This window comes from Nostoc sp. (assembly GCF_036918245.1).
Taxonomy (GTDB): domain Bacteria; phylum Cyanobacteriota; class Cyanobacteriia; order Cyanobacteriales; family Nostocaceae; genus Nostoc.
On the sequence record NZ_JBALEF010000027.1, the window covers coordinates 22,343 to 48,496 of the forward strand.

General features: G+C 40.5%; 16 protein-coding genes and 5 pseudogenes. 7 read left to right on the forward strand and 14 right to left on the reverse strand.

The window, feature by feature from the left end:
• The first annotated feature begins 75 nt into the window (after positions 1-75).
• The 5 genes from V7L12_RS05905 to V7L12_RS05925 all read left to right on the forward strand — a co-directional run bounded on the left by V7L12_RS05905 (position 76) and on the right by V7L12_RS05925 (position 5,891).
• Positions 76-1,134: a hypothetical protein gene (locus V7L12_RS05905; protein WP_335082943.1), complete on the forward strand. Its 1,059-nt coding sequence runs from the start codon at positions 76-78 to the stop codon at positions 1,132-1,134.
• Positions 1,135-2,601 carry a DUF3131 domain-containing protein gene (locus tag V7L12_RS05910; RefSeq protein WP_335082945.1) on the forward strand — a complete coding sequence of 489 codons (1,467 nt, stop codon included), beginning with the start codon at positions 1,135-1,137 and terminating at the stop codon, positions 2,599-2,601.
• 47 nt (positions 2,602-2,648) lie between these two features.
• The gene (locus V7L12_RS05915) at positions 2,649-4,655 is read left to right on the forward strand and encodes a glycosyltransferase (protein ID WP_335082947.1); all 2,007 of its coding nucleotides are present in this window, start codon (positions 2,649-2,651) and stop codon (positions 4,653-4,655) included.
• A gap of 88 nt (positions 4,656-4,743) precedes the next feature.
• Positions 4,744-5,457: a PIG-L deacetylase family protein gene (locus tag V7L12_RS05920; protein WP_335082949.1), complete on the forward strand. Its 714-nt coding sequence runs from the start codon at positions 4,744-4,746 to the stop codon at positions 5,455-5,457.
• Positions 5,458-5,564: 107 nt separating this feature from the next.
• Positions 5,565-5,891: an STAS domain-containing protein gene (locus tag V7L12_RS05925; protein WP_335082950.1), complete on the forward strand. Its 327-nt coding sequence runs from the start codon at positions 5,565-5,567 to the stop codon at positions 5,889-5,891.
• 42 nt (positions 5,892-5,933) lie between these two features.
• Here the strand turns inward: V7L12_RS05925 and V7L12_RS05930 are convergent, their stop codons facing one another.
• Positions 5,934-7,124 (reverse strand): PP2C family protein-serine/threonine phosphatase, encoded by a 1,191-nt coding sequence (locus V7L12_RS05930; protein WP_335082952.1) that lies wholly within the window; start codon positions 7,122-7,124, stop codon positions 5,934-5,936.
• Positions 7,125-7,274: 150 nt separating this feature from the next.
• Here V7L12_RS05930 and V7L12_RS05935 point away from each other — a divergent pair, with 150 nt between their 5' ends.
• Entirely contained in the window at positions 7,275-7,703 is a 429-nt protein-coding gene (locus V7L12_RS05935) for an ATP-binding protein (RefSeq protein ID WP_335082954.1), read from the forward strand.
• Between the two features lie 20 nt (positions 7,704-7,723).
• Here the strand turns inward: V7L12_RS05935 and V7L12_RS05940 are convergent.
• The 12 genes and pseudogenes from V7L12_RS05940 to V7L12_RS05990 all read right to left on the reverse strand — a co-directional run.
• Positions 7,724-9,364, reverse strand: a pseudogene (locus V7L12_RS05940) (ATP-binding protein); the annotation flags it as partial.
• A 21-nt stretch (positions 9,365-9,385) separates the two neighbouring features.
• Positions 9,386-10,153 (reverse strand): annotated as a pseudogene (locus V7L12_RS33125) (PAS domain-containing protein); the annotation flags it as partial.
• A 5-nt stretch (positions 10,154-10,158) separates the two neighbouring features.
• A complete protein-coding gene (locus V7L12_RS05945; RefSeq protein WP_335082958.1) occupies positions 10,159-10,683 on the reverse strand; it encodes a Rab family GTPase in 525 nt (174 codons plus the stop codon).
• A gap of 50 nt (positions 10,684-10,733) precedes the next feature.
• Positions 10,734-12,926 carry an OmpA family protein gene (locus V7L12_RS05950; RefSeq protein ID WP_335082960.1) on the reverse strand — a complete coding sequence of 731 codons (2,193 nt, stop codon included), beginning with the start codon at positions 12,924-12,926 and terminating at the stop codon, positions 10,734-10,736.
• A gap of 134 nt (positions 12,927-13,060) precedes the next feature.
• A complete protein-coding gene (locus V7L12_RS05955; RefSeq protein ID WP_334819554.1) occupies positions 13,061-13,696 on the reverse strand; it encodes a hypothetical protein in 636 nt (211 codons plus the stop codon).
• 228 nt (positions 13,697-13,924) lie between these two features.
• Positions 13,925-18,634: a response regulator gene (locus V7L12_RS05960; RefSeq protein ID WP_335082962.1), complete on the reverse strand. Its 4,710-nt coding sequence runs from the start codon at positions 18,632-18,634 to the stop codon at positions 13,925-13,927.
• Between the two features lie 99 nt (positions 18,635-18,733).
• Complete coding sequence (locus V7L12_RS05965) at positions 18,734-20,044, reverse strand: hypothetical protein (protein ID WP_335082964.1); 1,311 nt, start codon at positions 20,042-20,044, stop codon at positions 18,734-18,736.
• Positions 20,045-20,326: 282 nt separating this feature from the next.
• On the reverse strand, positions 20,327-20,539 hold the full coding sequence (locus V7L12_RS05970; RefSeq protein ID WP_335082966.1) for a CopG family transcriptional regulator: 213 nt from the start codon (positions 20,537-20,539) through the stop codon (positions 20,327-20,329).
• A gap of 56 nt (positions 20,540-20,595) precedes the next feature.
• Positions 20,596-21,296, reverse strand: a pseudogene (locus V7L12_RS05975) (response regulator transcription factor).
• A 479-nt stretch (positions 21,297-21,775) separates the two neighbouring features.
• Positions 21,776-21,895: pseudogene (locus V7L12_RS05980) on the reverse strand (IS5/IS1182 family transposase); the annotation flags it as partial.
• A gap of 60 nt (positions 21,896-21,955) precedes the next feature.
• A pseudogene (locus tag V7L12_RS05985) lies at positions 21,956-22,615 on the reverse strand (two-component sensor histidine kinase); the annotation flags it as partial.
• Positions 22,616-22,940: 325 nt separating this feature from the next.
• The gene (locus V7L12_RS05990) at positions 22,941-23,075 is read right to left on the reverse strand and encodes a hypothetical protein (protein ID WP_335082968.1); all 135 of its coding nucleotides are present in this window, start codon (positions 23,073-23,075) and stop codon (positions 22,941-22,943) included.
• A gap of 134 nt (positions 23,076-23,209) precedes the next feature.
• Between V7L12_RS05990 and V7L12_RS05995 the strand changes: the two genes are divergently transcribed.
• Positions 23,210-23,935, forward strand: a complete 726-nt coding sequence (locus tag V7L12_RS05995) for an HNH endonuclease (protein WP_335082970.1) — start codon at positions 23,210-23,212, stop codon at positions 23,933-23,935.
• A 133-nt stretch (positions 23,936-24,068) separates the two neighbouring features.
• Here V7L12_RS05995 and V7L12_RS06000 read toward each other — a convergent pair whose 3' ends face one another.
• Positions 24,069-26,072, reverse strand: coding sequence for an amylo-alpha-1,6-glucosidase (locus tag V7L12_RS06000; protein WP_335082972.1), 2,004 nt, complete (start codon positions 26,070-26,072; stop codon positions 24,069-24,071).
• Positions 26,073-26,154 lie beyond the last annotated feature (82 nt).

A 26,154-nucleotide genomic window follows, 5' to 3' on the forward strand; every position in this document is an offset into this window, starting at 1 on the left:
TGAGTCAATGCAGTCCGTAGCTTACACGAGCAACAGACATCTCGATTCAAAATCCCTGGTTATTCCTTCAAATCTATGAACAAGGTACGACTGGCGCTGATGATGCTAATTTTACTAGGAAGCATCTTTGCGAGTAAAAATCTAATGGCGGTTGCTGATGCCTCAAGGCAACTCGAAAACCGGAAATTAAACCAAATTCGCAACCAAACAGCTTCCAATACTCCTGTACTACTGGGACTGTACACTCCAGATTACATGGGAAATCAAAGTACAATTGACAGCCAATTGCGTCAAGTCGATCAATGGACTGGTAAGCGCCATTCTATTGCTGGATTTTTCTTTGATATCGAAGACTCGAATCCTGCCTACAACATCCCAGTTTCCCTAGAACAACTGAAACACAACGGATACACAGCCTTTATTAATCTCAAATCTACTCGTTCAGCAGCGCAGATTGCTAGAGGAGACGTAGATAGTTCTCTGCAAAAAGTGGCAAAAGCATACTCTGACTGGGCAAAACGAGGCGAGGGACGTATTGCGTTTATCGCTCCGTTGCAAGAGATGAACATTCCTGGAGAAGCATACAGCAAAAACCCGCAGAACTTCAAGTTAGCTTATCAACGTATCCAAAAGATATTTAAAGAGGCTGGTGTATCTTCACAAGCAATCCGTTGGGTATTTGCACCGAATGGTTGGAGTGAAAACAATGAACATCGCTTTGAAAACTACTATCCTGGGGACAAATCAGTAGATGTCGTTGCCTTTAGTTCGTACAACTGGGGGTATTGTAGTAATTCTTCTTGGAAACACTGGAGTAGCCCAAAAGAAGTTTTTGAACCATATATCAAGCGGATGAAGGTTATGGCTGGCAGTAAGCCGATTTTCATCGCTCAAACAGCTAGTACGAGTAATACGCAAAATGGTTTGCCCAACACTGCCAAAGACCAATGGTTAAGAGACTCTTACACGCAGCTACCTGGGATGGGTGTAAGAGCCATTCTTTATTTCAATATTAATAAAGAATGTGATTGGGCAATTAATAGTAATAGCGGCAAATCTGCTGGTTATAAAGACGCGGTAAATAATTCGGCTTTTGGCTATTTATCGCCTGCTGAGTTGGCAAAGAAGATATAAATGGCAACAAGCGGCATCAAAAGCATGATTTTGCAATCAGTATTGTACGCAACGACAAATCAACAACTCCTGCTTTGTCCGAGTACGGGGACGTGGCAATGCTCTCCTACTCCATCTACGCTCATTGCTGCCCCTGACAACTTTAACCCTGATATCCAAACACCACCCTCACAAACCGTTCCAGACCCGACTGCTCCCACAGTCACGCCACTACCGTTAAAACCAAAACCGACACCACCAAAACCAACAGCTAGTCCAGAAAAACCTGCGACTCCAACGCCCACAACTTCTTTGCCTGGATTGAACCAAAAAGCAGATCAAATTGCTGCCGGGCGGGCTTGGAAGTATTTTGAGCGTAACTGGAATCCTCAAACAGGTTTAGTAAATTCGGTAGACAACTTGCCGTGGACAACTTGGTGGGATCAGGGTAGCGCTTTATTAGGAATTCATGCGGCTCGCCAGTTAGGTTTATTGCCGAAAGAAATGTTTCAACAGCGAATGAACACATTGCTACAGACGCTGGAAAAACTGCCACTACCTGCAACTGGGTTACCCAATAAAGCTTATAGCACCCATACTGCCGAAATGCGCCAACTCAATGACACACCCGATCCCAAAGGTACAAGTGGTTGGTCAGCTTTGGATATGGCACGATTTTTGATCGGATTGCATGTTATGCGATCGCATTATCCAGAATATAGCGATCGCATTAATCACATCGTCGCTCGTTGGCATACATCAAAACTAGTCAAGGATGGTTGGTTAAATGGAGCTATTCCTAAAGCAGGCAAACTTCTCGAAGTGCAGGAAGGGCGATTAGGCTACGAGCAATATGCTGCCCAAAGTTTAAAGTTGTGGAATATTCAAGCTACTAATGCTCTCACAAATCCACCAGTCAAAGCAGTTCAAGTTGATGGTATTACTTTGCAAATTGATGAGCGTAATTTCAAAAATTCTGGAGCTAGCAACTACCTGACGAATGATCCTTATTTACTCTGGGGTTTAGAAATGGGTTGGAATGATGCTGTTAAACCTCAAGTGCAAAACCTTTTAAAAGTGCAATTACAACGATTTAAGCGCACTGGAATTTTAACTGCTGTAAATGAAGATTCCTTGGATCGTCCTCCTTACTTTCTGTATTACAGCGTCTACTCCAATGGCCAATCTTGGCAAGCCGTGAACACCACAGGAAAAGCCTATCCCCAATTGCGGTTTGTCAGTACGAAAGCAGCATTTTCTTGGTTTGCGCTCATGCCAGATGAGCCTTACACAAAGATGCTGCGAGACTTTGCTCAAAATTTAGCTGATAAAAATCGCGGCTATCTTTCAGGGCGATATGAAAATTCCAAACTAGGTGTTAATGCTTCAGTTGACGTGAATACGAATGCGATCGTTTTAGAAAGTCTGCTTTACCAAGCTAGAGGCAGACATCCGCTTGTGCTTGACCCTTCGGAAATTAAAAATTAAAGCAATTGAGTTTTTAATTTTTCATTGTTTTAATTACTGGTACTAAAATGACTTCAGTTTCTATTAGTGATAATTTCTCAAATTTTTCCGGCAACAGCCGCTCATTACTCAAAAAAAGAACGCTGTTATTTCGCTACCTGGCAGAAATCAATTTAATTTTTGGTATCTGGTATTTGCAATGGCGCGTCACCCATTCGATCAATTTTGATGCCCTCTGGATCTCGATTCCTTTGCTGATAGCAGAAATTTATAGCTATTTCGGTGGCATGATGTTTGTAATTGGGTTATGGCGTCCTTTAGTCAGACAGATTAAGTCTCTTGACCAGATGATCCCACCTCTACCCAGATCGGACTGGCCAACAGTGGATGTGTTTGTCACCTGCTACAACGAGCCGCCGGAAATTGTAGAAGAAACTGCCAAAGCTGCTCTGACAATAGATTACCCGCCAACAAAGTTACGCGTTTATGTGCTGGATGACGGTAACTCGGCTGATATGCGGGCTATGACAGAAAGATTGTGTATTCAGGATTTGCAGTCACCACTACTACAACAAGAAGCAAATCGGATTGATGCAGAACACTCTTGTTTGTTAGAGCGCCTGAAGCACCTGCAAAATCTAACACCTAATACTCAAGCCGCAGAACAATGGCTGCAAGCATCATCAGAACCAGTGGTTAACCAGTTTGCTACTGAATTTGTGCAAAGTCTACGACAGTTTATTCTTTGGCTACCTCCGACTCATCAAAGTATTAGCGATTCTCCTGCAAAGACGCTACGCGAACGCCTAATTACCGAACACAAAGCCTTAGAAGAAGCTATTCGCAAAAAAGAACTAGAACTGCTAGAACTCTCCCGGTTTCGCTACATTGCTCGTCCTAAGACGCCTGGTGTAGCACATCATGCCAAAGCAGGCAACATCAATTATGCAATTTTTTCAGGAGAAACGGCAGGAAATTTTATTGTTACTCTAGATGCTGACCACATTCCCAAGCCAAGTTTTCTTAAGCGAGTTCTGCCTTATTTCTACACCTATAATCTTTCAACAGGAAAATACGACCAGAATCAAATTGCTTTTGTACAGACCCGCCAGGATTTTTACAATATTCCTCCAGGCGATCCTTTTGGACATCGAGCAAATTTATTTTATGGACCACTTCAACAAGGTAAAGATGGCATGAATGCTGCGTTCTATACGGGCACAAATGCGATCTTGAGACGTGAAGCATTAGTTAGTGTAGGACTGCAAAATTTTGCTGATGAATTTGCCAAAAATGAAAAACGTTTAGATGAATTTGATTTAGTTGGTGGGGTATCCAGTAATAGCATTACGGAAGATATGAATACAGCCATGCGTCTGCATAGTGCTGGCTGGAAATCTATTTATCACAATGAACTTTTGGCAGAAGGTTTAGCGCCAGACGATCTAAGTTCTACTCTTAAACAGCGGCTACGCTGGGCACAAGGAACTATCCAAGTGCTAGTGAGGGAAAATCCACTCACAAAATCAGGGCTAACGTTTTGGCAAAGGTTGCAATATTTCAAGACGATGTATAGTTATTTCTCTGGTTTTGCAACTCTGGTTTTTATTTCTTGTCCAATTATCTATTTTTTTACGGACATTGTTCCAGTTAGAAGCTACGGCCCTGACTTTGCCATACACTTTTTTCCAGCTTTTATTATTAACCGTCTGACTTTTCTTGCAGCCACCTGGGGTATTCCAGCTAGAGAAGTATGGCGCTCCGAACAATATGCGATCGCTTTATTCCCCTTATTAATCCAAGCTGTATGGAGTGTGTTCACAGGGCAAAAACTCAATTTCCAAGTCACACCTAAGCAACGCCAATCTGGAATTTATCTCCGGCTTGTTTGGCCACAGTTGGTTATCTTCGCCCTGACGATTCTAGGAATATTGTGGAGTCTTTACCGCTTTGCGATTGGTCATCTAAATTATCCTTTGGTTCACCTACTTAACGGTGCATGGGCTATCTATAACTTGTTACTTTTGTGGGCTATCATCCGCGCATCTGTTTGGCAGCCCTCAAAAGAAGCCTAAGAGGCTAGCAGGGAAAGCTGGGAAAGAGCAGGTGAATAAATAACTCATGACTGCTGACTTGCAAATCCAATTTAGAAAGAAAACAGCTATGAACACTTATTCTGACTCAAACAACCTTGGTGGGCGAACCGTCTTAACAATTTATGCTCATGCTGATGATGAAGTTCTACCTGCTGCTGGTACTCTCAGTCTGATGTCTCAAGCAGGATGGAATGTTCGTTGCTTAATTTTGACTGATGGCGGTCTTTCTAGTTCGCCTGTTAAGGGTACACGTCATCAAGAAGCAGATGCGGCTGGTAAAATCATCGGTGCAACTTACGAGTTTCATGCTCTTGAGGAGTGTAATTTCTCTACACAAGCAGTGATTAAAGTTACTGAAGAAGCTCTTGGGCGTTGGCAACCGGATCTGATTATTACTCACGCACCACAACCTGAAAAATATGGACATAGAGATCATGAAGTGTGTGCGATCGCAGTTTCTAATGTTGCTACCCGCAAAAATATACCCTTGTGGTATTCAGCACCACCTGTTTTTTTGCGGGGTTTTGAACCCAACTTTTTTGTAGATATCACCTCTGTAATTGAGGAAAAAGTTGCAGCTATCGGTTGTTATGAATCGGAGTTAAATAAAGCATTTATGCAACTTGATGCCATACTTGTTCTATCTCGCTTTTGGGCGCGAGAATTAGGTCAAAAAGATGGCTATTTTGAAGCTTTTGAAATTTCTCGGCAATGGGTTGATGCTAGCTTTTTTACTGCGATAGCAAATAATAGTAATCAGCAAGTAGTAAACCAAAGCTAATTGCATACGTAACACAAAAGTCTTGCTTTATCTATTGCAGTTTTCATTAGGTCAATGCCAAAATATAAATACATAGTTTTCAAGCCAAATAATCGGAAAATAGAACCATGACTTTGAGTATAAAAGTACTAGAAATATCTGGGATTTTAGATGGCATTAGAGGTAATGAACTACGTCGTGAAGTTAGCAGTATTCTGGCAAACGGAGCCGATATTTTGCTGATTGACATGAAAGAAGTAAAGTTTATTGATAGCTCTGGTTTAGGTGCTTTAGTATCAGCAATGCAAATGGTACGAACTGCTAATGCGAAACTGTTCGTTTGTTCGATCAGCGATCAAGTCAGGATGCTGTTTGAACTGACTAAAATGGATAGAATTTTTCAAACATTTGCTGATCAAGATGAATTCAATCGCCAAGTATTGGCAACCCAATAAGCTGTTAAGCAATCCAAAATTCAATATGTATATTTGACTTTTCTAACCAAAGTTAACTTTTACTAAAGATAAGTCATCATCAAGATTATCTTGAGCATTTAAGGTGAGAATCTTCGCTAATAGTTGATTTAGGTTACAAGTATGTTTCTGACTATATTTGGTTAGTAAGTCAATGAAAGCATCGATCCCCCAAATTTCACCATCTGACTGATTAATTTCATAAGCACCATCACTAAAGATGTATAAAGTGCTATTTTCTTTGACCTGAAAAACAGCATCCTCAAATTGAACTTCAGGTAAAAAGCCAATTGGTAAATCTAAAGAAGTTAGCTGTTTAACTTCGATGTTGTTTATGGAGGTATTAGATAACAGTAAAGCTGGTGGATGTCCGGCGTTGGCATAAATGAGTTGACGTTTAAGGCGGTGATAAACTCCATACCAGATTGTAAAGTATTTATCACCGTGCTTGCTCATTTGGAAGGCATGATTGAGAGCTTTCAGGACTTCACTTGGTTGACAAAAGTTAGTGTTCGGTAGAGATTGCGATCGCAAAACATTCAGCACGGATACTGATAGGAGGGCTGAACCCACCCCATGACCTGATACATCCAATAAATAAATTGCCAAATGATCCTCGTCAATCCAATGATGGTCGAAGCAATCGCCTCCTAGTTGTGCTGAGGGAATAAACAGATTTTCTGTAGTTACTGCTCCTACAAGCGGTGAGGGTAAAAGCGATTGCACATAAGCAGCTGCCTCAGACAATTCGGTTTCCAAAATTTGCTTTTGGGTTTGCAAATCTTGATTGAGTGTCTCCAAAGCTTGCTTTTGACTTTGTAAATCCTGATTTAGCTGGTGTAACCTTAGTCCTGCTCTTACCCGTGCTTTCAATTCATTCATCTCTATTGGTTTAGAGATAAACTCATCCGCTCCAGCGTCAAGTCCCCTAACTCTATCTTCCTCCTCTCCTCGAGCTGCTCCCCTAGCCGTCAATAGAATAAAAAAAGTAGTTGCTAACTCTCGATCTGTTCTAATTCGACGACACACTTCTAGCCCATCTACCTGGGGCATCATCCAGTCACAGATAATTAGAGCCGGACGTAGCAGTTGTGCTTGGATAATTCCTTCTTCGCCATTGCTGGCTACAGTAGTCTCATAACCCTGCCTTTGGAGTGTGCTTTTCAGTACTGCTCGCACTGTCGGGTCATCATCAATAACCAGAATTTTAAACATAAATTACAATTTTCTAAGTAAAATGATCGTTAAATAGTTGCTTTAATTTAAGTTATATGAAATTTATTTTTTAATGTATAGTAAAAATACTCAAATTAAATAAACTAATTAACGAATATGATGATTTCACAATATTTTATTAGTTAAGAAGTGAATAATAAAATTTCTCTCAAAGTCAACACAGACCTGACAGCTTCACCTCAAGTTTTATCTTGGTTCGAGCAGATAAATCAACCAGCTATTCCCGATAAAAAAATTTGGTGGCAATGTCAAACGCTGATGATAGAAGGCTTTACTAACATTGTTGAACATGCCCACAAAAATTTACCTATTGAAACTCCGATTGAGATGGAAGCTGTGCGGTTAGATGAATATATAGAAATTCGCATCTGGTCTCAAGGTGAACCATTTGACTTAGAACAGCAATTGCGCCAAACATCTGAATTTGAGGATAACGATCAAGAGCGCGGGCGGGGTTTAAAAATCATGTCCGCCATTGCCGACAAATTGAGTTATGAACCGACAGTAGATAATCGTTACTGTTTATTTATTAGTAAATATTACAAAAAAGACCTATGACTGGAGTGGGAAGACACTGACTACTTACTACTGATTAAAAACTCTTCAATGCGTTTAATAAACTCTTCTAACTCTACGATTAAGTTAGTAGTACCTCGACGCTCTTGGGTTATCGCTAATTGTTCTAGTTTTTCTGCTGCTAGATGCATGGTTGTAACTCCCATATTGGCACTAGCACCTTTAATTTGATGGACTTGGAGCGCTAGTTGCTCAAAGTCATTAGCTGCGATCGCTATTTTAATGACCTCTAGACGAGGTTGAATATCTTCAACAAACATTTGCAATAGTTCCCATTCAAATTCTGGGTTGTTTTCTGAAAGTTGATGCAAACGTTCCCAATCAATTGGGAGGTCAACCGAACCGACATCTGTTGTAGAAATCTGCTCTGTGGCAGCTGTTTCTTTTGCCCTGAATATTACACTTCCCCAATACTCTAGCGTCGCGGCCAAATTTTCTTTCAGCACCGGCTTGCTCAAATAGTCGTCCATACCGGCATCTAAACACATTTGTTTGTCTTGTTTCATCGCATTAGCTGTCATCGCAATTACCACAGGACGACGACCACTAGCAAAGCTACTTTCTTGCCAACGATGAATTTCTTTTGTGGTTTCCAAACCGTCGAGAATCGGCATTTGGCAATCCATCAGAATCAAATCATAAGGAATCTTTTCTAATAGCTGCAACGCTTCTTCCCCATTATTAGCGACATCAGCACTGTAGCCCAGGTTTTTGAGTTGCTTCAAGGCTATTTTTTGATTCACCAGATTATCTTCAGTTAAAAGAATTTTTAATTTATGTAGGTCAGGAGACGGGGAAGAAGACGCGGGGACGCTGAATAATTCCTGACTCTTGAACGCCAGTTGCTCCACTTGGGGAGACTCGATCGCTTTTGGTATCTCCTGTTGGGGGAAGACCGCACTGGCTCCTGCTGACTCCTCTGGAATCACAGAAGCGGCAATCGTAAAGTAAAATGTACTACCTGCATTAAGCTCACTTTCAACCCAAATTCTGCCACCCATTAACTCGCATAGTTGCTTGCAGATGGCTAGACCTAAGCCAGTACCGCCATATTGTCGAGTAATGGAGGAGTTAACTTGACTGAAAGCTTTAAATAAACGCTCCAGGCGATCGCGTGGAATTCCGATGCCTGTATCTTTAACACTAAACTGAATTTCGTCAGTATTTGCAGCACAAGAATGATTAATATTGCTATTCTTGCGGGTTATAACTGAAACTTCTATGCTTCCAGTTTCAGTAAATTTAATCGCATTACTGATTAAATTAATCAAGACTTGGCGCAGTCTGGTGATATCCCCGACAATCGTAGTAGGAAGTTCAGGAGTATCTAAAAATGTGAGTTTTAAACCTTTTTCTTTAGCTGTAGGTGCAAGCAGATAAAAAGCCTCATGAATGCAATTTCGTAAACCAAAAGGTTCCTCTTCTAGTTCCAAGTTACCTGATTGTATTTTGGAAAAGTCAAGGAAATCGTTAATAATTTTGAGTAAAGAATTTCCACTGGTGTAAATGGTTTCAACAAAATCTTGTTGTTCAGTAGTCAATTCAGTATATTGCAACAAACCGGCCATACCAATTACCGATGCGATCGGAGTCCGAACTTCATGGCTAATCATGGCTAAGAATTCCTGTTTAGCAAGTTCTGCCTGTTTTCGTTCAGTCATGTCTCGCAAAATGTAAACATAGCCTTGAAAATGTTCAATTTCTGTTTTGACGATTGAGGATGAAAAAGCTACGGGAATTGTTTTACAACTTTTGGTATAACAAACGGTTTCTACTTCTTTTACTAAAGGATTTATGTCTTGACTGTGGGATATATCAGTATCATCAATTGTCAATGGATACTTATTGACTTCTCTAATAACTTTTGCTATCGGTTGACCGATGAGTTCTATTTCGTTATACTGCAATAAAATTTGTGCGGCATAATTCATTTTTTTTATCTCACCTGATAGCGTTGTCACTAACAAGGCGTCCGCCATTGATGTCACAATTTGGTCAATATATTGTTTAGAAGCTTTTAAGTTACGTAGCAAAAGATTTGCTTCATTTGCACCTTGAAATAAAGATTGCTCAAGTACCATCCGTTCTGTAGCGTCTTCGACAACGATGGTTAGTCGATTGCTGGAATGCTCTTCCTGGAGATTATTAGTAATACGAATATCAATATACAAAGGAGAAGCCGTATCTTGCGATCGCATAATTCCTTTTAATTCAAAATTATCTTGTTCTCCCTGTATAATTGCATCAAAAATATCTTCAAGTCCCTCTAGTTCAGGAAACACAATCCGAACATCCTTACCGAGCTTTACTTCATTAGGAATATCGGCAAACTGATTTAATCCCAAAGACATCTCTAGAATCTGGAAGTTTGCATCAATTATCAAATATTCAATACCACATACAGATAATAAATTTGTCAAAAATGAATTCATCTTAATTAAATTAAACGAGTGGCTAAAGCTTGAAATATTTTGTCGACATTATTACCAGTTTTAGCTGAAGTTACATAAGTGTCTAATATATTAGCTTGATTGGTGAATTGATACATTTGACGAATTTTTTCTAAATATTCGGCTGCAATCATATCTGATTTATTCAGTGCAACAACAATATAGCTGTTAGGATTAATAGCTAAAAAAGTTTGAATATGCTCCTGGATATGATTGAGCGTTTCTGCTTGTGTCACATCAGCGACTATCACAGCACCTTTAGAACCTTGAAAATAATTGTTAGCAACTGCCTTAAACTTATTACTGCCTTCAATATCCCAAATTATCAACTGTAATTTTTGTTCGCTAAGTAGATTTTTTTCTGAAACACTAACCAATTTACGAGAGATTTTTACTCCTACAGTTGAAAGGTATTCATCACTAAACTGACACTCTACAAATTGGCGAACCAGACTAGTTTTACCAACACCAAAATCACCAAATAAGCATATTTTTTTAGAGATTGTAGACATAGTTGAAGAAAAATAGAGAATGTTTTATCCGAATCATAGCTACTATAAACTTAAAATTGCTTGTTTATCGACTCTAGAGCAACACAGCGGCTTAACCACAAGGGTTGAGTTTGATCAATTCCTGGTGGTAAATTTGTCCTCCCAATGACCTGTAGGCGAGATGGCTCTATGCCTAATTTAATCAGTGCTTGTTGTACAGCCTTTGCTCGCGCCAGTGCCAATTTTTGAGATTTGTTCTCGCCATTACGGTAACTATAACCAATGATTTTTAAATGCTTATTTGGGTGCTGATTGAGGAAAAAGTTGACCTGTTGAACCTTGTACGTTAAATCTGATTTCATTAAACTCGCTGAGTCAGGTTGAAAGTAAAATCGAACTTCAATCTGTGGGGGTTCTACTCGTACCGCACTAGACACAGATTTTACACCTGGAATTTGTTCAAATGCATGAGTAATAATCTGAGCATCTGCAATTCGGTTGACAGTTCCTTCAACAGCTACTTTCCCAGCAATGTATTGAGCAGAAATTGCTATATTGTCAGTCTGATTTAAAACTGCTGTGACTCGTTTGACTTCAGCAGCAGCTAATACGGGATCTGCTGGTACGTCTACTAATAAAATTTGATTGTCAATCACCCAATTAGGAGAGGTGATTTTGACAGTTTGCTCGGCTTTCTGGCGAAGAAGTTGATTAGGTAATCGTCCTGTTAATTTTAATTTGTTGTGTTCTACTTGTACAGTGAGCCGATATACAGCTAGTTCTGGAACAGAAGTTAGAGCCAACGAAGTTTGATTTTCGATGGAATGTATAACTCTACTACGATATTGCCAAATGCCCCAAGGAATTATAATGGTACTGATAACTGTTAAGGCTAATATCTGGAATGGTGAGATTTTTGTTTTCTTTTTATCCTGAATATCTGTATGTTTCAGTTCTTCTAGAAGTGTATGAACTTCCATAGAAATTGAATCTGGGTCGCCGTCAAATTTTTCAATTAAATCACCATATTTTTTAACAATTGTACTGAATACTTGCCGCATTTTCCAAAGAAAGTTTTTGCTTGGTTCTCCGCGCACAACAATCGCTAAATAACAGTATCCTGCAACTTCTAAAATTATTTTGGATGTCCCGTATTCAATTGCATCTAATTCTGTTATGCTTCCAGATTGATTGATGCAATCATTGGCAAAGCTGCGAATTGCTGTCAGCATTCCTGCTACCATTTCAGCTTCTAGCTGCTCTACATCAGAATGCTGAATATCTGAGATAACTAAACCAGATGCTTTATGAATCAAGAAAATAGCTTGAATTGTAAATGGTAGAGCTTCTTTAAGAATTAATTCTGCTTCCGAAACTCCCTGTAGCTTGGAACGAATTTTACGTTTAATGCCTTCAACGCTGAGGGTTTCTTCAACTTGTCGGTTAATGGCACGGATTGTCTCTGCCATATATTTAGCTATGGTACTACCAATAATTGGGTAGAGTGCATCCACCACAATATTCTGCTCAATTTCAATTTGCTTTTTTATAGCTCGTCCCATTGCCGGAGCGATCGCCTCTGAAACTTCTTCTGGAGCTATAATAATCTGCTGGGTAATAGCCAGAGGAATAACAGGTGCGATCGCCTCACTCATGCTAACTTTATCCTGTTCAGTGCGACTGCGAATAGTCTCATCAATGATCGGAGCAATTATCTGGACAATTTCCTCTCTCGACTCTGTAATCTTCAGCCTTAAAAGCTCAGAAATCCACGGTAGTAGTAGATTTATTAGCTCTTTAGGATCGTAAATTTGATGCTCTATTTTTGTTAATTTTTGTTCGATTTTATCTGTAATATTGTTTATTTCTGATAGCTCATATCCGACTAATATTTCCCGTAATTTTTGCAATGCATCCTCTGAATTGTCTAATTCTTCCTCAAGTTCTGTAAATATTTCAATAGATTCTTCTAATTCTTCTTGGGTATTTTCTGAGTAATTAGATATATCTTGAGTCAAATTAAAATTCGATTCTAAATAAGCTTCACATACTTCTAATGTCACTGGAGAAAGTTGCAATAATTCAATTTCTTCTAGAATATACTCATTTTTATTATCAGTTTTTGATGGTAATAAAGGAAAAGACTGCTCAGGTGATTCGATAATTTTGAGTTCGATTAGCAAATGCAGCAAGTTGTCAACCTGTACAGCTATTTCTGGCTTTAACTCAACAGATTGAGAAATCGAATTTTCCACCTGAGTCATCCTTTTTAAAGTGCTGAGTGCTGTTAGCTCTCTTCCGGGCGTTTAGCCCGTGCTGAGTTAAGAGCTAGGAGTTATTATCTCCCTCATCTTTCTTTACCTTCTAACTTAATTACTAATGCAATTCTGCTGTACTGTTAGAGTGAGTTAACACTTACTTTTGATAACTTTGTAGTTTCTAGAAGCGGTACACCAGTATATTCGTCGCTGCGTTCATTGGCTGCTTCTCGTAATTTAGGAATAAATTCAGTTTCTTTCAGACGCATTCCTAAGGCAAACAAAGTTTCAGCCATATCGTCTTTAGAAACTTTAGTGTCTGTCAACTGCGAGAAGCGTCGCTCTATTTCTTCTAAAATCAGATCCCGTAATGCCGTAACATCATCTTGTAATTGGACTTTAGTTTGAAAGATTTCATCTCGAATCGAGGTAGTTTGGCTATCTAAGGTTTCATCAAGTGACTGAACGCTGCTAGAGAACTTTTTATTAAGTCTATCAACCTGTTGCCGTAAGTCAAGAGTTTCTTCTTGAGTTGCCAGGTTAAGTGACTTCAGCTTTTTATCCAGCGACTCAAACCCTGCTTTCAGTTCAGCCGAAAAGTTGGACTTGAGTTGCTCGACATGCAATCGCGTCTGTTGTTGCAGGACAGATATATCAGACTCCAGCTTGCTAAATCGATTTTCGTACTCTCTTAACTGTGTTCCAAGAATAATATCGCGGATCTGATCGATATTGCCAAGTCTTTCTCGTACATCGTCTCTACTCATCTGACTCATTAGGAAAACCTCGCTTTTCAGGAATCAATTGGGAATAAGAGGTGATGCATTTAACTGACATTTAGGCTAAAAATTCTTAGCTTATGATGCAGCTAACTCACCGAATATACTTTGTTATTATTCCCAATTATTTACAATTTCTATCTGTAAAATAAAAAATGAGTAACGAGAAATCGAAAACAAGTGTTTTTCATAAATTATTCAAAAAAAAATGCTTCAGTTAATTTATTAATAAATATTATTTCCGGTTGTAGCGTCACTATCTTTGCAATTCAAAAATTCTTCGATGCGTTTAACAAAGTCTTCTAACTCCACGATTAAGTTACTAGAACCTCGACGCTCTTGGTTTATCGCTAGTTTTTCTAGTTTTTCTGCTGCCAGATGCATGGTTGTAACTCCCATATTGGCACTAGCACCTTTAATTTGATGCCCTTGGAGCGCTATTTGCTGAAAGTCATGAGCTGCGATCGCTATTTTAATTAACTCTAGACGAGGTTGAATATCCTCAACAAATATTTGCAGTAGTTCCAATTCAAATTCTGGGTTATTTTCCGAGAGTTGGTGTAAGCGTTCCCAATCAATTGGGAGGTTAACTGCACCGACATCTGTTGTAGAAACTGTTTGCTCTGTGGCAGCTATTTCTTTTGCCTGGAATATCGCATTTCCCCAATGCTCTAGTGCTCCCGCCAATTTTTCTTTTATTACTGGCTTGCTCAAATAGTCATCCATTCCGGCATCTAGACACATTTGCTGGTCTTCTTTCATCGCATTAGCTGTCATTGCAATTACCACAGGACGATAACCACTGGCAAAGTAGCTTTCTTGCCAACGGTGAATTTCTTTTGTGGTTTCTAAACCGTCGAGGACTGGCATTTGGCAATCCATCAGAACCAAATCATAAGGAATTTTTTCTAATAGCTGCAAAACTTCTTTCCCATTACCAGCGACATCAGCACTATAACCCAGACTTTGGAGTTGCTTCAAGGCAACTTTTTGATTCACCAAATTATCTTCAGCTAAGAGAATTCTAAGTTTGGGGAAGTCAGGAGAATAATAGTTGCGGTTGTTTTCAGAGTTTTTCAGTTTTAAATTCTGACTTCTGACTTCTAACTCCTGAATTCTAACTTCTGTTTCTTGTTTTAGCTGCGTTCCTAAAATAGTCATGATGGTATCGAGAAGTCGGGACGGTTTAACAGGTTTGACTAAATAAGCTGCAAATCCTATTTTTAGCGATCGCTGGATTTCATCGCGTTGATTAGTAGAGGTAAGCATAATCAAAGGTAGCCCAGCGATCGCTGAATTTGCCTTAATTTGTTCTCCTAAAGTCATGCCATCTATTTCTGGCATCTGCATATCAATCACAGCTATGTCATAGAAATTTTTTTGCTTGGCAGCCTCCTGAATAGCTTTGAGGGCAGCAGTAGCCGAAGCAGCCTGATCCACTAGCATCCCCCAACGGGTAGCTTGATGGTGGATGATTTTGCGATTAGTAGCATTATCATCCACCACTAACAAGCGCCGATTCAGCAAAAGTTTGCCTTCGCCTTCTAAGGAAATAGGCTCAAGTTGCTTGGCGAGAGTTACTTCAAACCAAAACTTAGATCCTTTCCCCAAGCGACTTTCTACGCCCATTTCTCCTCCCATCAAGCTTACCAGTTGCTTGCAGATGGCTAATCCCAAACCTGTACCACCATATTTACGGGTGGTGGAAGCATCTACTTGAGTAAATGGCTTAAAGAGTTTGGATTGATCTTCAGGGGTAATGCCAAGACCGGTATCTGTAATCGCAAAATAGATAGTGGCTGTAGTCGGGGAAAGCGTACGCAATTCTGCTCGTAATACTACCTCTCCATTACTGGTGAACTTGATCGCATTGCCGATCAGGTTCATGAGAATTTGCCGCAGGCGGCCAGCATCGCCTTGGAGGCGGGTAGGGACGTTGCTATAAATTAATCCTGCAATTTCTAATCCCTTATGATGGGCTGAGGGAGCCAATAATTCCAACACCTCTTCTACACAGGTAGATAAGTCAAAATCTAGAGTTTCTAGTGCCATTTCCCCAGCCTCTAGTTTGGACAGATCCAAAATTTCGTTGATCAGGCTTAACAGAGCATCGCCACTAATGCGAATTGTTTCCATAAAATCCCGCTGCTCGGAGTTTAGGGGAGTTTCTAACATTAAGCTTGTCATCCCTAACACAGCATTCATGGGAGTCCGAATTTCATGGCTCATGTTAGCCAAAAAGGCACTTTTGGTTTGAGAAGCTAATTCAGCTTGGTGACGGGCAATTTCGAGTTCTCGTCGCTGTTGAGTTTCTGCACTTAACATTTGGGCTTGGGCTAAGGCAATACCTACTTGGTCAGCTATTTGCCGTAAAAGATGAGTTTCAAAACTAGACCATTGGCGAGAACTGCCGCACTGATGGACAATCAGTAAACCGCAAAGTTCTTCTTTGACAAGAATGGGTATGACTAAATTACACTGGACTCCAAATTGTTGCAGTAATTCAAGATGATTTTTTTGGACTTCAGCTATATCCAAGTCAGCAAGCCCTAGATTCGGTCTTTGACGGTACTGCTGTAGATAGTACTGCTGGATGTATTCGGCTTGAAAGTAAGCATCGACTAGCTCTTTCTCTTTAATTGCCAGCCAGCCAGAAATTACTGCCTCAACCACCGTGGCTCCAGAGCCATCAGCCTTTGGCTGATAAATCAAAACTCGGTCGCTATGGAGAATTTTTTGAACCTCGGTGACAGTGATTTGGAGAATTTCTTTGATTTGCAAAGACTGACGAATTTTCAGGGTGATTTCAGTAAATAGTTGCGATCGCAAGTTTTGGCGTTGGAGTTGTTCTTCTGCCTGCTTGCGCTCAATAAACTGCCCTACTTGCTCACCAATCGAATTCATGACTTTTGCCAAATCTGGGTCAGCTTGCTGGATTTCATGGCTAAAGCAGGTAATAACACCGATGATTTTTTTACCACTACGGATCGGAAAACCGAAAGCTCCGTGCAGTTCTGCTTCGGCAGCCATTTGAGAGCGGATGAAACTCGGATCTTTAACGACATCAGCGATCCAAACAGGTTCAACACTAGTCCAGACACGACCAGGCAGCCCAATTCCTGGTGCAAATGTGGTCTGCCGACTGAGGATGTCAAATTCTTGCATCTCGAAGGATATTTTATACCATGAATTTAACAAAGACAGTAGATTTGATCGCGGATCTAGCATCCAAAATTCACTTAAATCCCATCCTAAACTTTCGCAGATTCCTTGCAGAATTTGGGGCATGGCTTCGGTGATTGTGGTTGACTCTGCCAAGACGCGGGTTGTAACATACTCAGCTTTCAGATGTTGTTCAGCTCGTTTGCGTAAGCGCAGCTCCTCGAAGACATCGGTGATGTCGATACCTGTGGCGACAATGTATTCAACGTAGCCCTTATAGTCTTGCAAGGTAGTGTTAGTCCAGGCAATCAGCCGCTGACTGCCATCCTTAGCTACCCAATAGTTTTCGTACTCATTGGGCCCTTCACCAATTCGCAACTGCTCAAAAACTGCCTTAACTTGCTCTACCTGTTCAGGAAGTAAAAACAGGTTCCAGAAATGCCTTCCTTTCACCTCATCAAATGAGTAACCAGTTATTTGTTCACAAGCTTGATTGAAGCGAACGATTTGTCCTTGTGTGTCAATAACTATTACCAAAGCGCTGGCTGTATCAAGGACTGCTGAGATAAAGTTGCGTTCTTGGTTCAGTGTTTCCTCTGTTAATTTACGCTCTTTTACCTCACGAGAAATTAAATAGTAGACTATAGCCAGAATCAGAAAACTTAGAAAAATAGCGATCGCCAGTGTCAAAAGCGTGGTGTTAGCACTGGCTTTTGCAGCTTGTGACTGCTGTTGGAGCAACCTTTTATCCTGATTCTCTATCTCATGGACGATCTTACGGATATCATCCATGAGATGTTTTCCTTGATTTGTCTGGATTAACTGCAATGCTGCGTCAAATCCCTGATTTTGACGCAGGTCTATAGTCTGCTTGAGTATGGCAAGTTTTGCAGCTATCAGAAGTTCAAGGGTTGCGAACTGCTTTTGTTGGTTAGATTGATCTGTGATTAAATCCCTCAGTTCTACAATTTTGCGATCGATGTTTCCAACTACTGCTTGATAAGGTTCTAGATAACTTTCTTGTCCAGTAAGGATATAACCGCGTTGTCCAGTCTCAGCATCCTTCATCTCGGACAGTAATTCTTCTAGTTTATTGATTTTCTCTTGAGTTTTTTGTACCTGATTATTATTATCAATCAATATGCGTGTGTTGTGATAAGAAATCACGCCAATTAAAACTAAAATTGCCGATGCTAACCCAAACCCTCCAGCTACTTTTTGAAAAAATTGTTTGCGTCTCTTCTGCGTCTGTTTGCGTGTATCACTCGCTAATACTAAACTTGCTAAAGTGCGCCGCATTTCTAGTTGTTTTATTACCTGGCGACCTAAAATTCGTAATGCTTCCAATTGTTCTGGAGAGAAGTTTCTTGGTACATGATCTTTAACACAAAGTGTTCCTAGTGCATATCCTTCAGCGTTAGTCAGCGTTACACCAGCATAAGATCGAATATTAGGATCAGAAGTGACTAGTGGGTTTGTCGCAAATCTTTCGTCTTGTGTGGCATCAGGCACAAGAAAAACTTCAGGTTGCATAATAGCATGGGCGCAGAATGCCACATCTCGCGGTGTTTCTAGGGCATCCAAACCAACTTTTGACTTGAACCATTGGCGATCGCTATCAATTAAACTGATTAAGGCAATCGGAGTTTCACAAATATATGAGGCTAAACGGGTAAGGTCGTCAAAGGCAGTTTCCGAAGGAGTATCGAGAATCTTATACTCCAAAAGAGATTCGATTCGCTGTGTTTCGTTATCAGGTAATGGTGCTTTCATTCTTCGGCTTTATACCATTTTGGATTTTAGATTTTGGATTTTAGATTATTTATAGGGTTTACCTTCGCCTTCTGCCTCCTGCCTCCTGCCCCCTGCCTCCTAAAACTTGACCCGCAACTGTCCTGTGAAGGAATTACCACTGTAGGTACTTCCGCTGGTTTCTTGATTGCGGACATTACTAAAGCTATAGCCCAAGTCTGCTTCTATACTGGGCGACAGTTTTACCGTACAGCGCGTTTGATAAGTATTAGCGTTGTCAAATTCTCCTTTAAGTCGCTGCCGTCCTAAGTTTGCAGCGAGGCGACAGCGTAAGAATTTAGCAATATCTCCTTCCCAAGCTACCTCACCGTTATAAACTAGGAAATCTGGTGGAGAAAAATAACCGCTTGTGCGTTCTAAATCGCGATCGTAACTCCAAGTAAATAAGTTAGCTGCCAAAGAAAATTGTCCGAACTTGCGCTCTAACCTACTAAAAGACTGCACATCGGAATTACCATCGTTGTAACTACCCAAACGCAATGAGGAAAACAAGCTGGTGTCACGGTCAATCTGCCAGTATAAATCAGGGCCAAATCGCCAAGCAGTAATTTGATTGTCTAAAGTTCGAGCATTGGATTTATAAGGCCCTTGTTCTAAATTACCTGATAGTACTACTGCCGATAGCAACCGACCTGATGACGAAACTCGCGGCGGCGAAATGGGAGCCTCCACCTTAACATTGAGATTGATAGCTGTGGGTAAACGATTGAATACATCGACTCCAGCTGCTGTTTGTAGAGTCACTTGTCCAATTTTTCCTTGCCATCCAACTTGCAAAGGAAAATTGGTTACTGATTCAACACCGCGTTGCTCAAATAAGTTAAAACCTGTCTTGAAAAATATTTTATTGCCATTTCTCAATCGAAACTGAACTGTTGGCTCAAGGAAAAAATTTGTTTGGCCAAAGTTGTCTGTCTCATAGTGATAGTCCGTATAAATACTTTCCAAAAATGCATCCGGCGTTTTTGGTTTGGTGGAAGTTTTTGGTGGACTAGAATTCTGCTGCGGTGGTTCGGGTAGCGATAGTGGGCTAGAATTCGGCGGTGGTTCGGGTAGCGATGGCGGTAATCGCAAATCAGGATTGAAGTTTTCGGGTGCCGCCATCAAAATAGGTGTTGGTTTTAATCGATAGGGGAGTGGTTTTGAGTATTGCTTTGCTAACTCAGGATTTATTGTGGTGACTTGCTCAGTCAATTCTGAAGGTGATTTCCAAGTCTGATGTGCTTGGGCTGCTTGTAACTTAGCTTCTGATAATATCCAAACACCTACGCTACAGATTACTCCCAATTGAATCTGTAGGCATCCCAAAAGAAATACAGCGTACAAACTATATCGAGAAACAAAGAGATAAGGTCTAAAATTATCTACCATCGGTTGATACTATATTTGTAAATGAAAAACTTGCTGCCAAATAGTTTTCTGGCTGCTAGCTGATGTATTCGGACTGGGATTATGATGCCCATAATCGATGCTTGTTAAGACATAGAAAAGGCAAAAGGCGTAAAGACGTTAATTTGGCGGGATATAGAAGTTTCCAGGTGCATGAGGTACATATTAAAACCTCACCCTTAACCCCTCTTTTTATCAAGAGGTTGAGGGTGAGGTTAAGTTATACCTCATTCTGATTAGGAAACGCTATATTCGAGTCGATAGTTAGTGTGATTTTGACCAACTGCCAACAGTCATTGTTGAGTCTGCTGTTCCCATATCAGAGTTTTCAGCATTGTCAACCTCAAGACTTCGGAGCAATTCTCGAATTACATCTGTTGCTGGTCTTCCTGTGAGAGTACAGTATTGTTCAAGTTTCTTCATTTCCTCGGTTGTGAGATTTACTGTCAGTCGTTTAACAGCCCATTTTTTCTTCATAATTTTCTTTTATCTTCAATATGTTGCTTTTTATTAAAATCACCAAGTCATTACGATTACTCCCGTAGTGCATAGCCTACACCACGGACTGTATGAATCAAACGTTTTTCATTATTTTCTTCCAACTTGAGTCGCAAATAACGAATATAAACCTCAATAATATTAGAATCACCCATGAAATCGTAACCCCAAACTTTCTCTAAAATTTGATCTCTAGTAAATACTTGATGGGGATGTGAAAGGTGATATTCTAATAAGTCAAATTCTTTTGCTGTTAACTGAATGGTTCGTTTCTCTCGAAATACTTCACGGGTGCGCCGATTTAAGCTTAAATCTTCAAATTGCAACAAATCCTCGTCTGTTTCTTGCGTGCGGCGGAGATGAGCACGAATTCTAGCTAATAATTCCTCAATGCTGAAGGGCTTAACTACATAATCATCAGCTCCTGCATCTAATCCTGCCACGCGTAGACGCGGAGCGGCTTGCCGTAGGCATCGCTCACTTCATCTTTTGCTGTCAACAAAATCACTGGTACTGTACTACCTGTTGTTCGCAAACGTCGACAAATTTCCAAACCCGTCAGTCCTGGAAGCATCCAATCCAGAATCGCTAAATCTGGTGATGAGTCTCGCGCCAGAGTCAAGCCTGCGATACCATCATGGGCGACACTTACCCGGTATCCTTCGCTATTAAGTTCTAATTCGACAAATCGCGCCAGTTTGACTTCATCTTCCACCAAAAGGATATGTACTGTCATATTTTTGCTCCTAAAGCAGGTAATGTGAGAATAAAAGTGCTACCAATAACCTGGCTTTTAAAGGATGGCAATTTTGCCTTCCATACCTTCGGTTAGGTGTTTCACAATCGATAAACCCAAACCTGCTTTGCAGTTAAACGAGGGCTGCTTTTATTCTCACAGGAAACGGGGTAACTTCCAAATAAATTACCCGATGCTTAAATTTCTGGCATTACTGATTAGACGTATGAATATTGGTGTAAAAATGTTGCATTGCAAAGTATCTACAAAGGTTTTGAAATCACACAAAATCATTTTCATCCTGGAATTCAGCAACACCAAATTTCTATGTCATCTGTACTATGTCTGCAATCAAATCAAGAAACTAGATATCTGAGTCTTGCAATTTTTAAAAATCAGATAGAACTACTATATGTAGGTAAACTGATTGTAAACATACTCCCTTCTCCTAACTTTGATTCCACAGTTACACTACCTCCCATACCTTCGACAAACAACCGATTATCTTTCGCTGTGACTCCCACATACCCCTCTCGTCCAGGTAGTAGGTCTTTGATTATCTCCCACTGGTCATCTCGCAGTGCATATCGGCGTGTCATTGTTTTCAAGAGTGTTTATTTTTTTCAGCAGTTCTCATTCCACTTTACCTAATTGATGACACGCCCTAAGTCTTCAGCAGAAATCACAGAAGCCATTTGATTTAGCTGGCGCAGAGATTGCAGAGAACGCTTAATATAAAATGCGATCGCAGCAGTTAAAACAAAAATTGCTAAAACACTAGTAATACCTAAACTCTGCATCATTACTACAAACATTCTCTGTTCGCGGGTAATATCCTTGACTACAAATAACTCACCTAGTAACTTACCCTGTACTTGCACAGAACTACCACATAAAACAAAGTAGCTTTGGTTCACTTGATAAACTTGTGGTTTAATCGGCATCTTAGTCAGGGACATTAACTCAGCTACCGTAGGATCAGATAATAAATCCAAAGTGGTAGATTTTGCTAAAATTTTATTATCAGGACTTTTTAGCCATAATAATATGTTGGTATTTGCCAAATTATTAATAGCCTTTTGCAACCCAGTTTCAGGTTGCATCATTTCACTATAAATTTGCACATCTTGCGGCAAGCGCTTGGCAATTTGTTCTATATTATATTTATGACTATCAACTAAAATTTGCTGCATTTTCCAACTAGTCCATGTCGCAAGGCTACCTAATACCAAAGCTGAAAATGATGCAATACTAACCGTGAGGCGTGATTGTAAGGAAAATGGATCTATATTTATCCCAACTTTTCTGATTTGCTTCACTGTTTCGGTTGCGTTTTAGGTGTTTAATAAGGCTTGAAAAAGAAAATCAGAGCGCTAAATGTAAAGTTAATGTTAACCACTACATCTTTAGTTATAGCTGATTTGAACTTACCTGTGTTGCATACCTACAGTGAAAAGTGCAGCCATTCCAAAAAGATTGCTAAATATTTTTATTTAATTGCCATCTCAAATCCGCGAATTCTTGTCTAATAATAATTTAAATGCATTTACTAGTAATTAAATTAATTTCTGCTGGGAATTCCCTTAAGATTTTTAATCCTCAAAATTGATTCCGAGACCGGGTGGTAACAACAAGCCTTTTTCATTAGGGCGAGAGAGAATCGGATTTGGATGATGTTATGTTAAAGCGATCGCTCAAAGATGACCTCCATGTACGCCAATGAGCTTTGTGAGTTAGGGCTTCTGCTAATCTGATTTCTTCTTGAGTTAGATTTGTCATAATATCATCCTGTGTATACCTGCATTTTAGTTAATTTGCTATTTGGAGTATTCCTTTGTTAACATCTACACAAATTTTCCGTGTAATATCAAGTTAGACATCAAGTTATAGAGTACTTTTTTTAAAGTTCCGTTATGGCATTTAGTAAAAAAACAAAATTGCTTGCAAAGAAAAAGTCCGCATTTAGATGTTGCTTGTGCCACAAGCCTTTTGTCGAGATACATCATATCATTCCTCAATCTGAGGGAGGCTCAGACGAGTTAGATAATTTTGCACCTTTGTGCTCTTCTTGCCATGACCTTTATGGAGGTAATCCAGAAAAGAGAAGAACAATGCGCCAGATGAGAGATTACTGGTGGGAACTGATAGAAAAAAGAAACAATAATCTCACAGACTTGCTAAATTTAGACGAGTTCTGTGAAATTAAATCTGATAAAAACTGGGAAGGTATGCTCCACTCAAAAGGAGTTGTACTTTATCATGCAGTCTTTGAAGAGGAAAATTTTGAAGTTAGCGTTTACCATATCCATAGGCTGCTCAAAATTGCTCAAGATACTAGTCCCAACAAAAAAAGATTTCTTTATATTGACATCGATGGTCATAGAAATAAAAACGGTGGATTTGACCATGATATGTACGAGCTTCAACGACATTTTCTATTAGGCTTTTTAGCTCCATATTTCACTGAAATTTATATGCCTTTGGGACTTATCAATAACAAGAAGGCACAGAGAAATAATGTGCCAGAAACTATTGAAATCATTGAGAAACTTGATCAAAATTCTATCAACCAGGCAATTGATAAAGGTATATCTAGTATCTGGGTTGCAGATAAAGATAAGCTGATCAAGTTTGAGTGATATAGACTGGTTAAAGATATAACAACACATTGTAGCGGATGAGTGAGAGATTTTGGCGGAGATCCTAAATTGCTCGGAGAAAGAGCAATTTAGCTGTTAAAGCAATACTTAAGTCCTAAATGTATTCCCCGTATCAACTTGTTGTCGCCAACCAAGCACGCAAAACCTCTGCCACTGTCCACGCTTGGGCAATACATCCCCGTGGAGTCATCGGGGCATCACCATCAAAAATTTCGCTGAGACTACCAACACCGTGCGCGTTGAGGTGATTAGCCATTGGTTCCAAAAATTGACGAGCCTGCTCAGGATTTTTGTAGACGCGCAGGTGTGCTAAGACAAACGGCCCCAATAACCAACCCCAAACCGTCCCCTGGTGGTAAGCTCCATCACGTTGATACTGATTGCCACCGTATTTACTCTGATACTGGGGATGATCGAGGGCTAGCGATCGCAACCCATGAGAAGTTAGCAGCGTTCGCCCACAAGCTTCCACCACACCCCTTTGCTGGGCAGGTGTGAGCGGACTTTCTGGTAATGAAACGGCAAATATTTGGTTAGGACGCAATAACGCATCATCACCATCAGGACTGTCTAAAACGTCATAGCAATAACCTGTCTCGTTATTCCAGAAGCGAGAAAATCTATACTTTGCCCGGTCTGCCATTGCCTCATACTCTTGGTGTGGTTTACCAAGGTGACGAGCAAACTTTGCCATTGTCCGCAAAGCATTATACCAGAGGGCGTTAACTTCAATCGGTTTGCCAATTCGGGGCGTAACTACCCAATCGTCAACTTTGGCATCCATCCAGGTCAGTTGTACACCAGCAACGCCTGCATAAAGTAAGCCATCGGCGGCATCGAGATGAATGTTGTAGCGTGTACCGCGACAGTGCCAATTAATGATGTCTGCAAGTATGGGAAAAAGTTCACCAAGCAAAGTATCATCGTCTGTAGCGCTGTAGTAGGCGCGGACTGCTTCAAAGTACCAGAGTGTGGCATCGACTGTATTATATTCTGGTTGCTCATCCGCATCGGGAAAGCGATTAGGTAACATTCCCTGGTCTACATATCTGGCAAAGGTGCGAAGAATTGAGCGTGCTACCTCTGGACTACCAGTAGAAATTGTCAAACCAGGTAGACTAATCATGGTGTCGCGTCCCCAGTCGCTAAACCAGTGATAACCAGCGATGATGGTTTTACCCTGCGGGTCTTCTGGTAATGAGCGATCGACAATAAACTGGTCAGCAGTTAGTACTAGGTGGTCGATCCAGCTAGGTGATTCCTTAATCTTAAGGGGTCGATTAGTTTTCCAAAATCCTGTTAACTTCTGCTCTTGAGCGCGACGTAACTTAAGTGCCGCTTCACCATTGAGATTTGGTTGTTTTTCTGTGCTGGCTACAAATGCGTAGGCGTAGCCCGTCGTAGACATCGCTTCCCCAGGATTCAGTGTAACTTCAAAAGTGGCGGCGTGGAGGTGGTCTTCTTTATCTCTCAATCCCCGATAGCGTTCAACTGCCAAGTCAAAGCCATGATACCAATTGTGGACAACAGATGCACTACCCCTATCGCTCAGTAGATATAGTGGTACAGCACCCGGATAAGCAGTTACACAAATCCCCTGTTCCACCTCCTCAACAGACATCTGCCAACCATTGCTTTGAGTGTCGCTGTGATAATCGCGGTAGTTGACCATTGCTTTGAGCCTCAACTTCAACGGTTGAGTGGCACGACGCAAAGTATATTGGACATAAGTTGTGTTCGCGCCTTGTTGCATCCACACCCGTTTTTCTAATAAGGCATCGGCAACAGCAAAACGCCATACAGGAATTGTACCTTCCAGAGAAAAACGTTCAATATGCTGATAGCCGTGGGGACTGACAATCCCATCTGCCCAACGATTGGTGTCTAAAGAATAAGAGCGGGTATCATACAATACAGTTTCATCTAGTTTTGCCAGCATTAAAGTACGACCTAGAGGTGGTTTCAATGCTGCTACCAATAGTCCGTGATAGCGGCGGGTTAATAAACCAGCCACAGTCCCAGAGGCGTAACCACCAATACCGTTAGTAACTAACCACTCCCGCGATTCTGCAATGTCAAGATTGCCGCAGATTTCCCGCCCAAATTCTATACACATAAGCCACGTCGCTTTGCTCTAAATTCAAAATCAATAATAGCCATAATGCTTTTCTCTCTGCGTTCTCCGTGCCTCTGCGGTT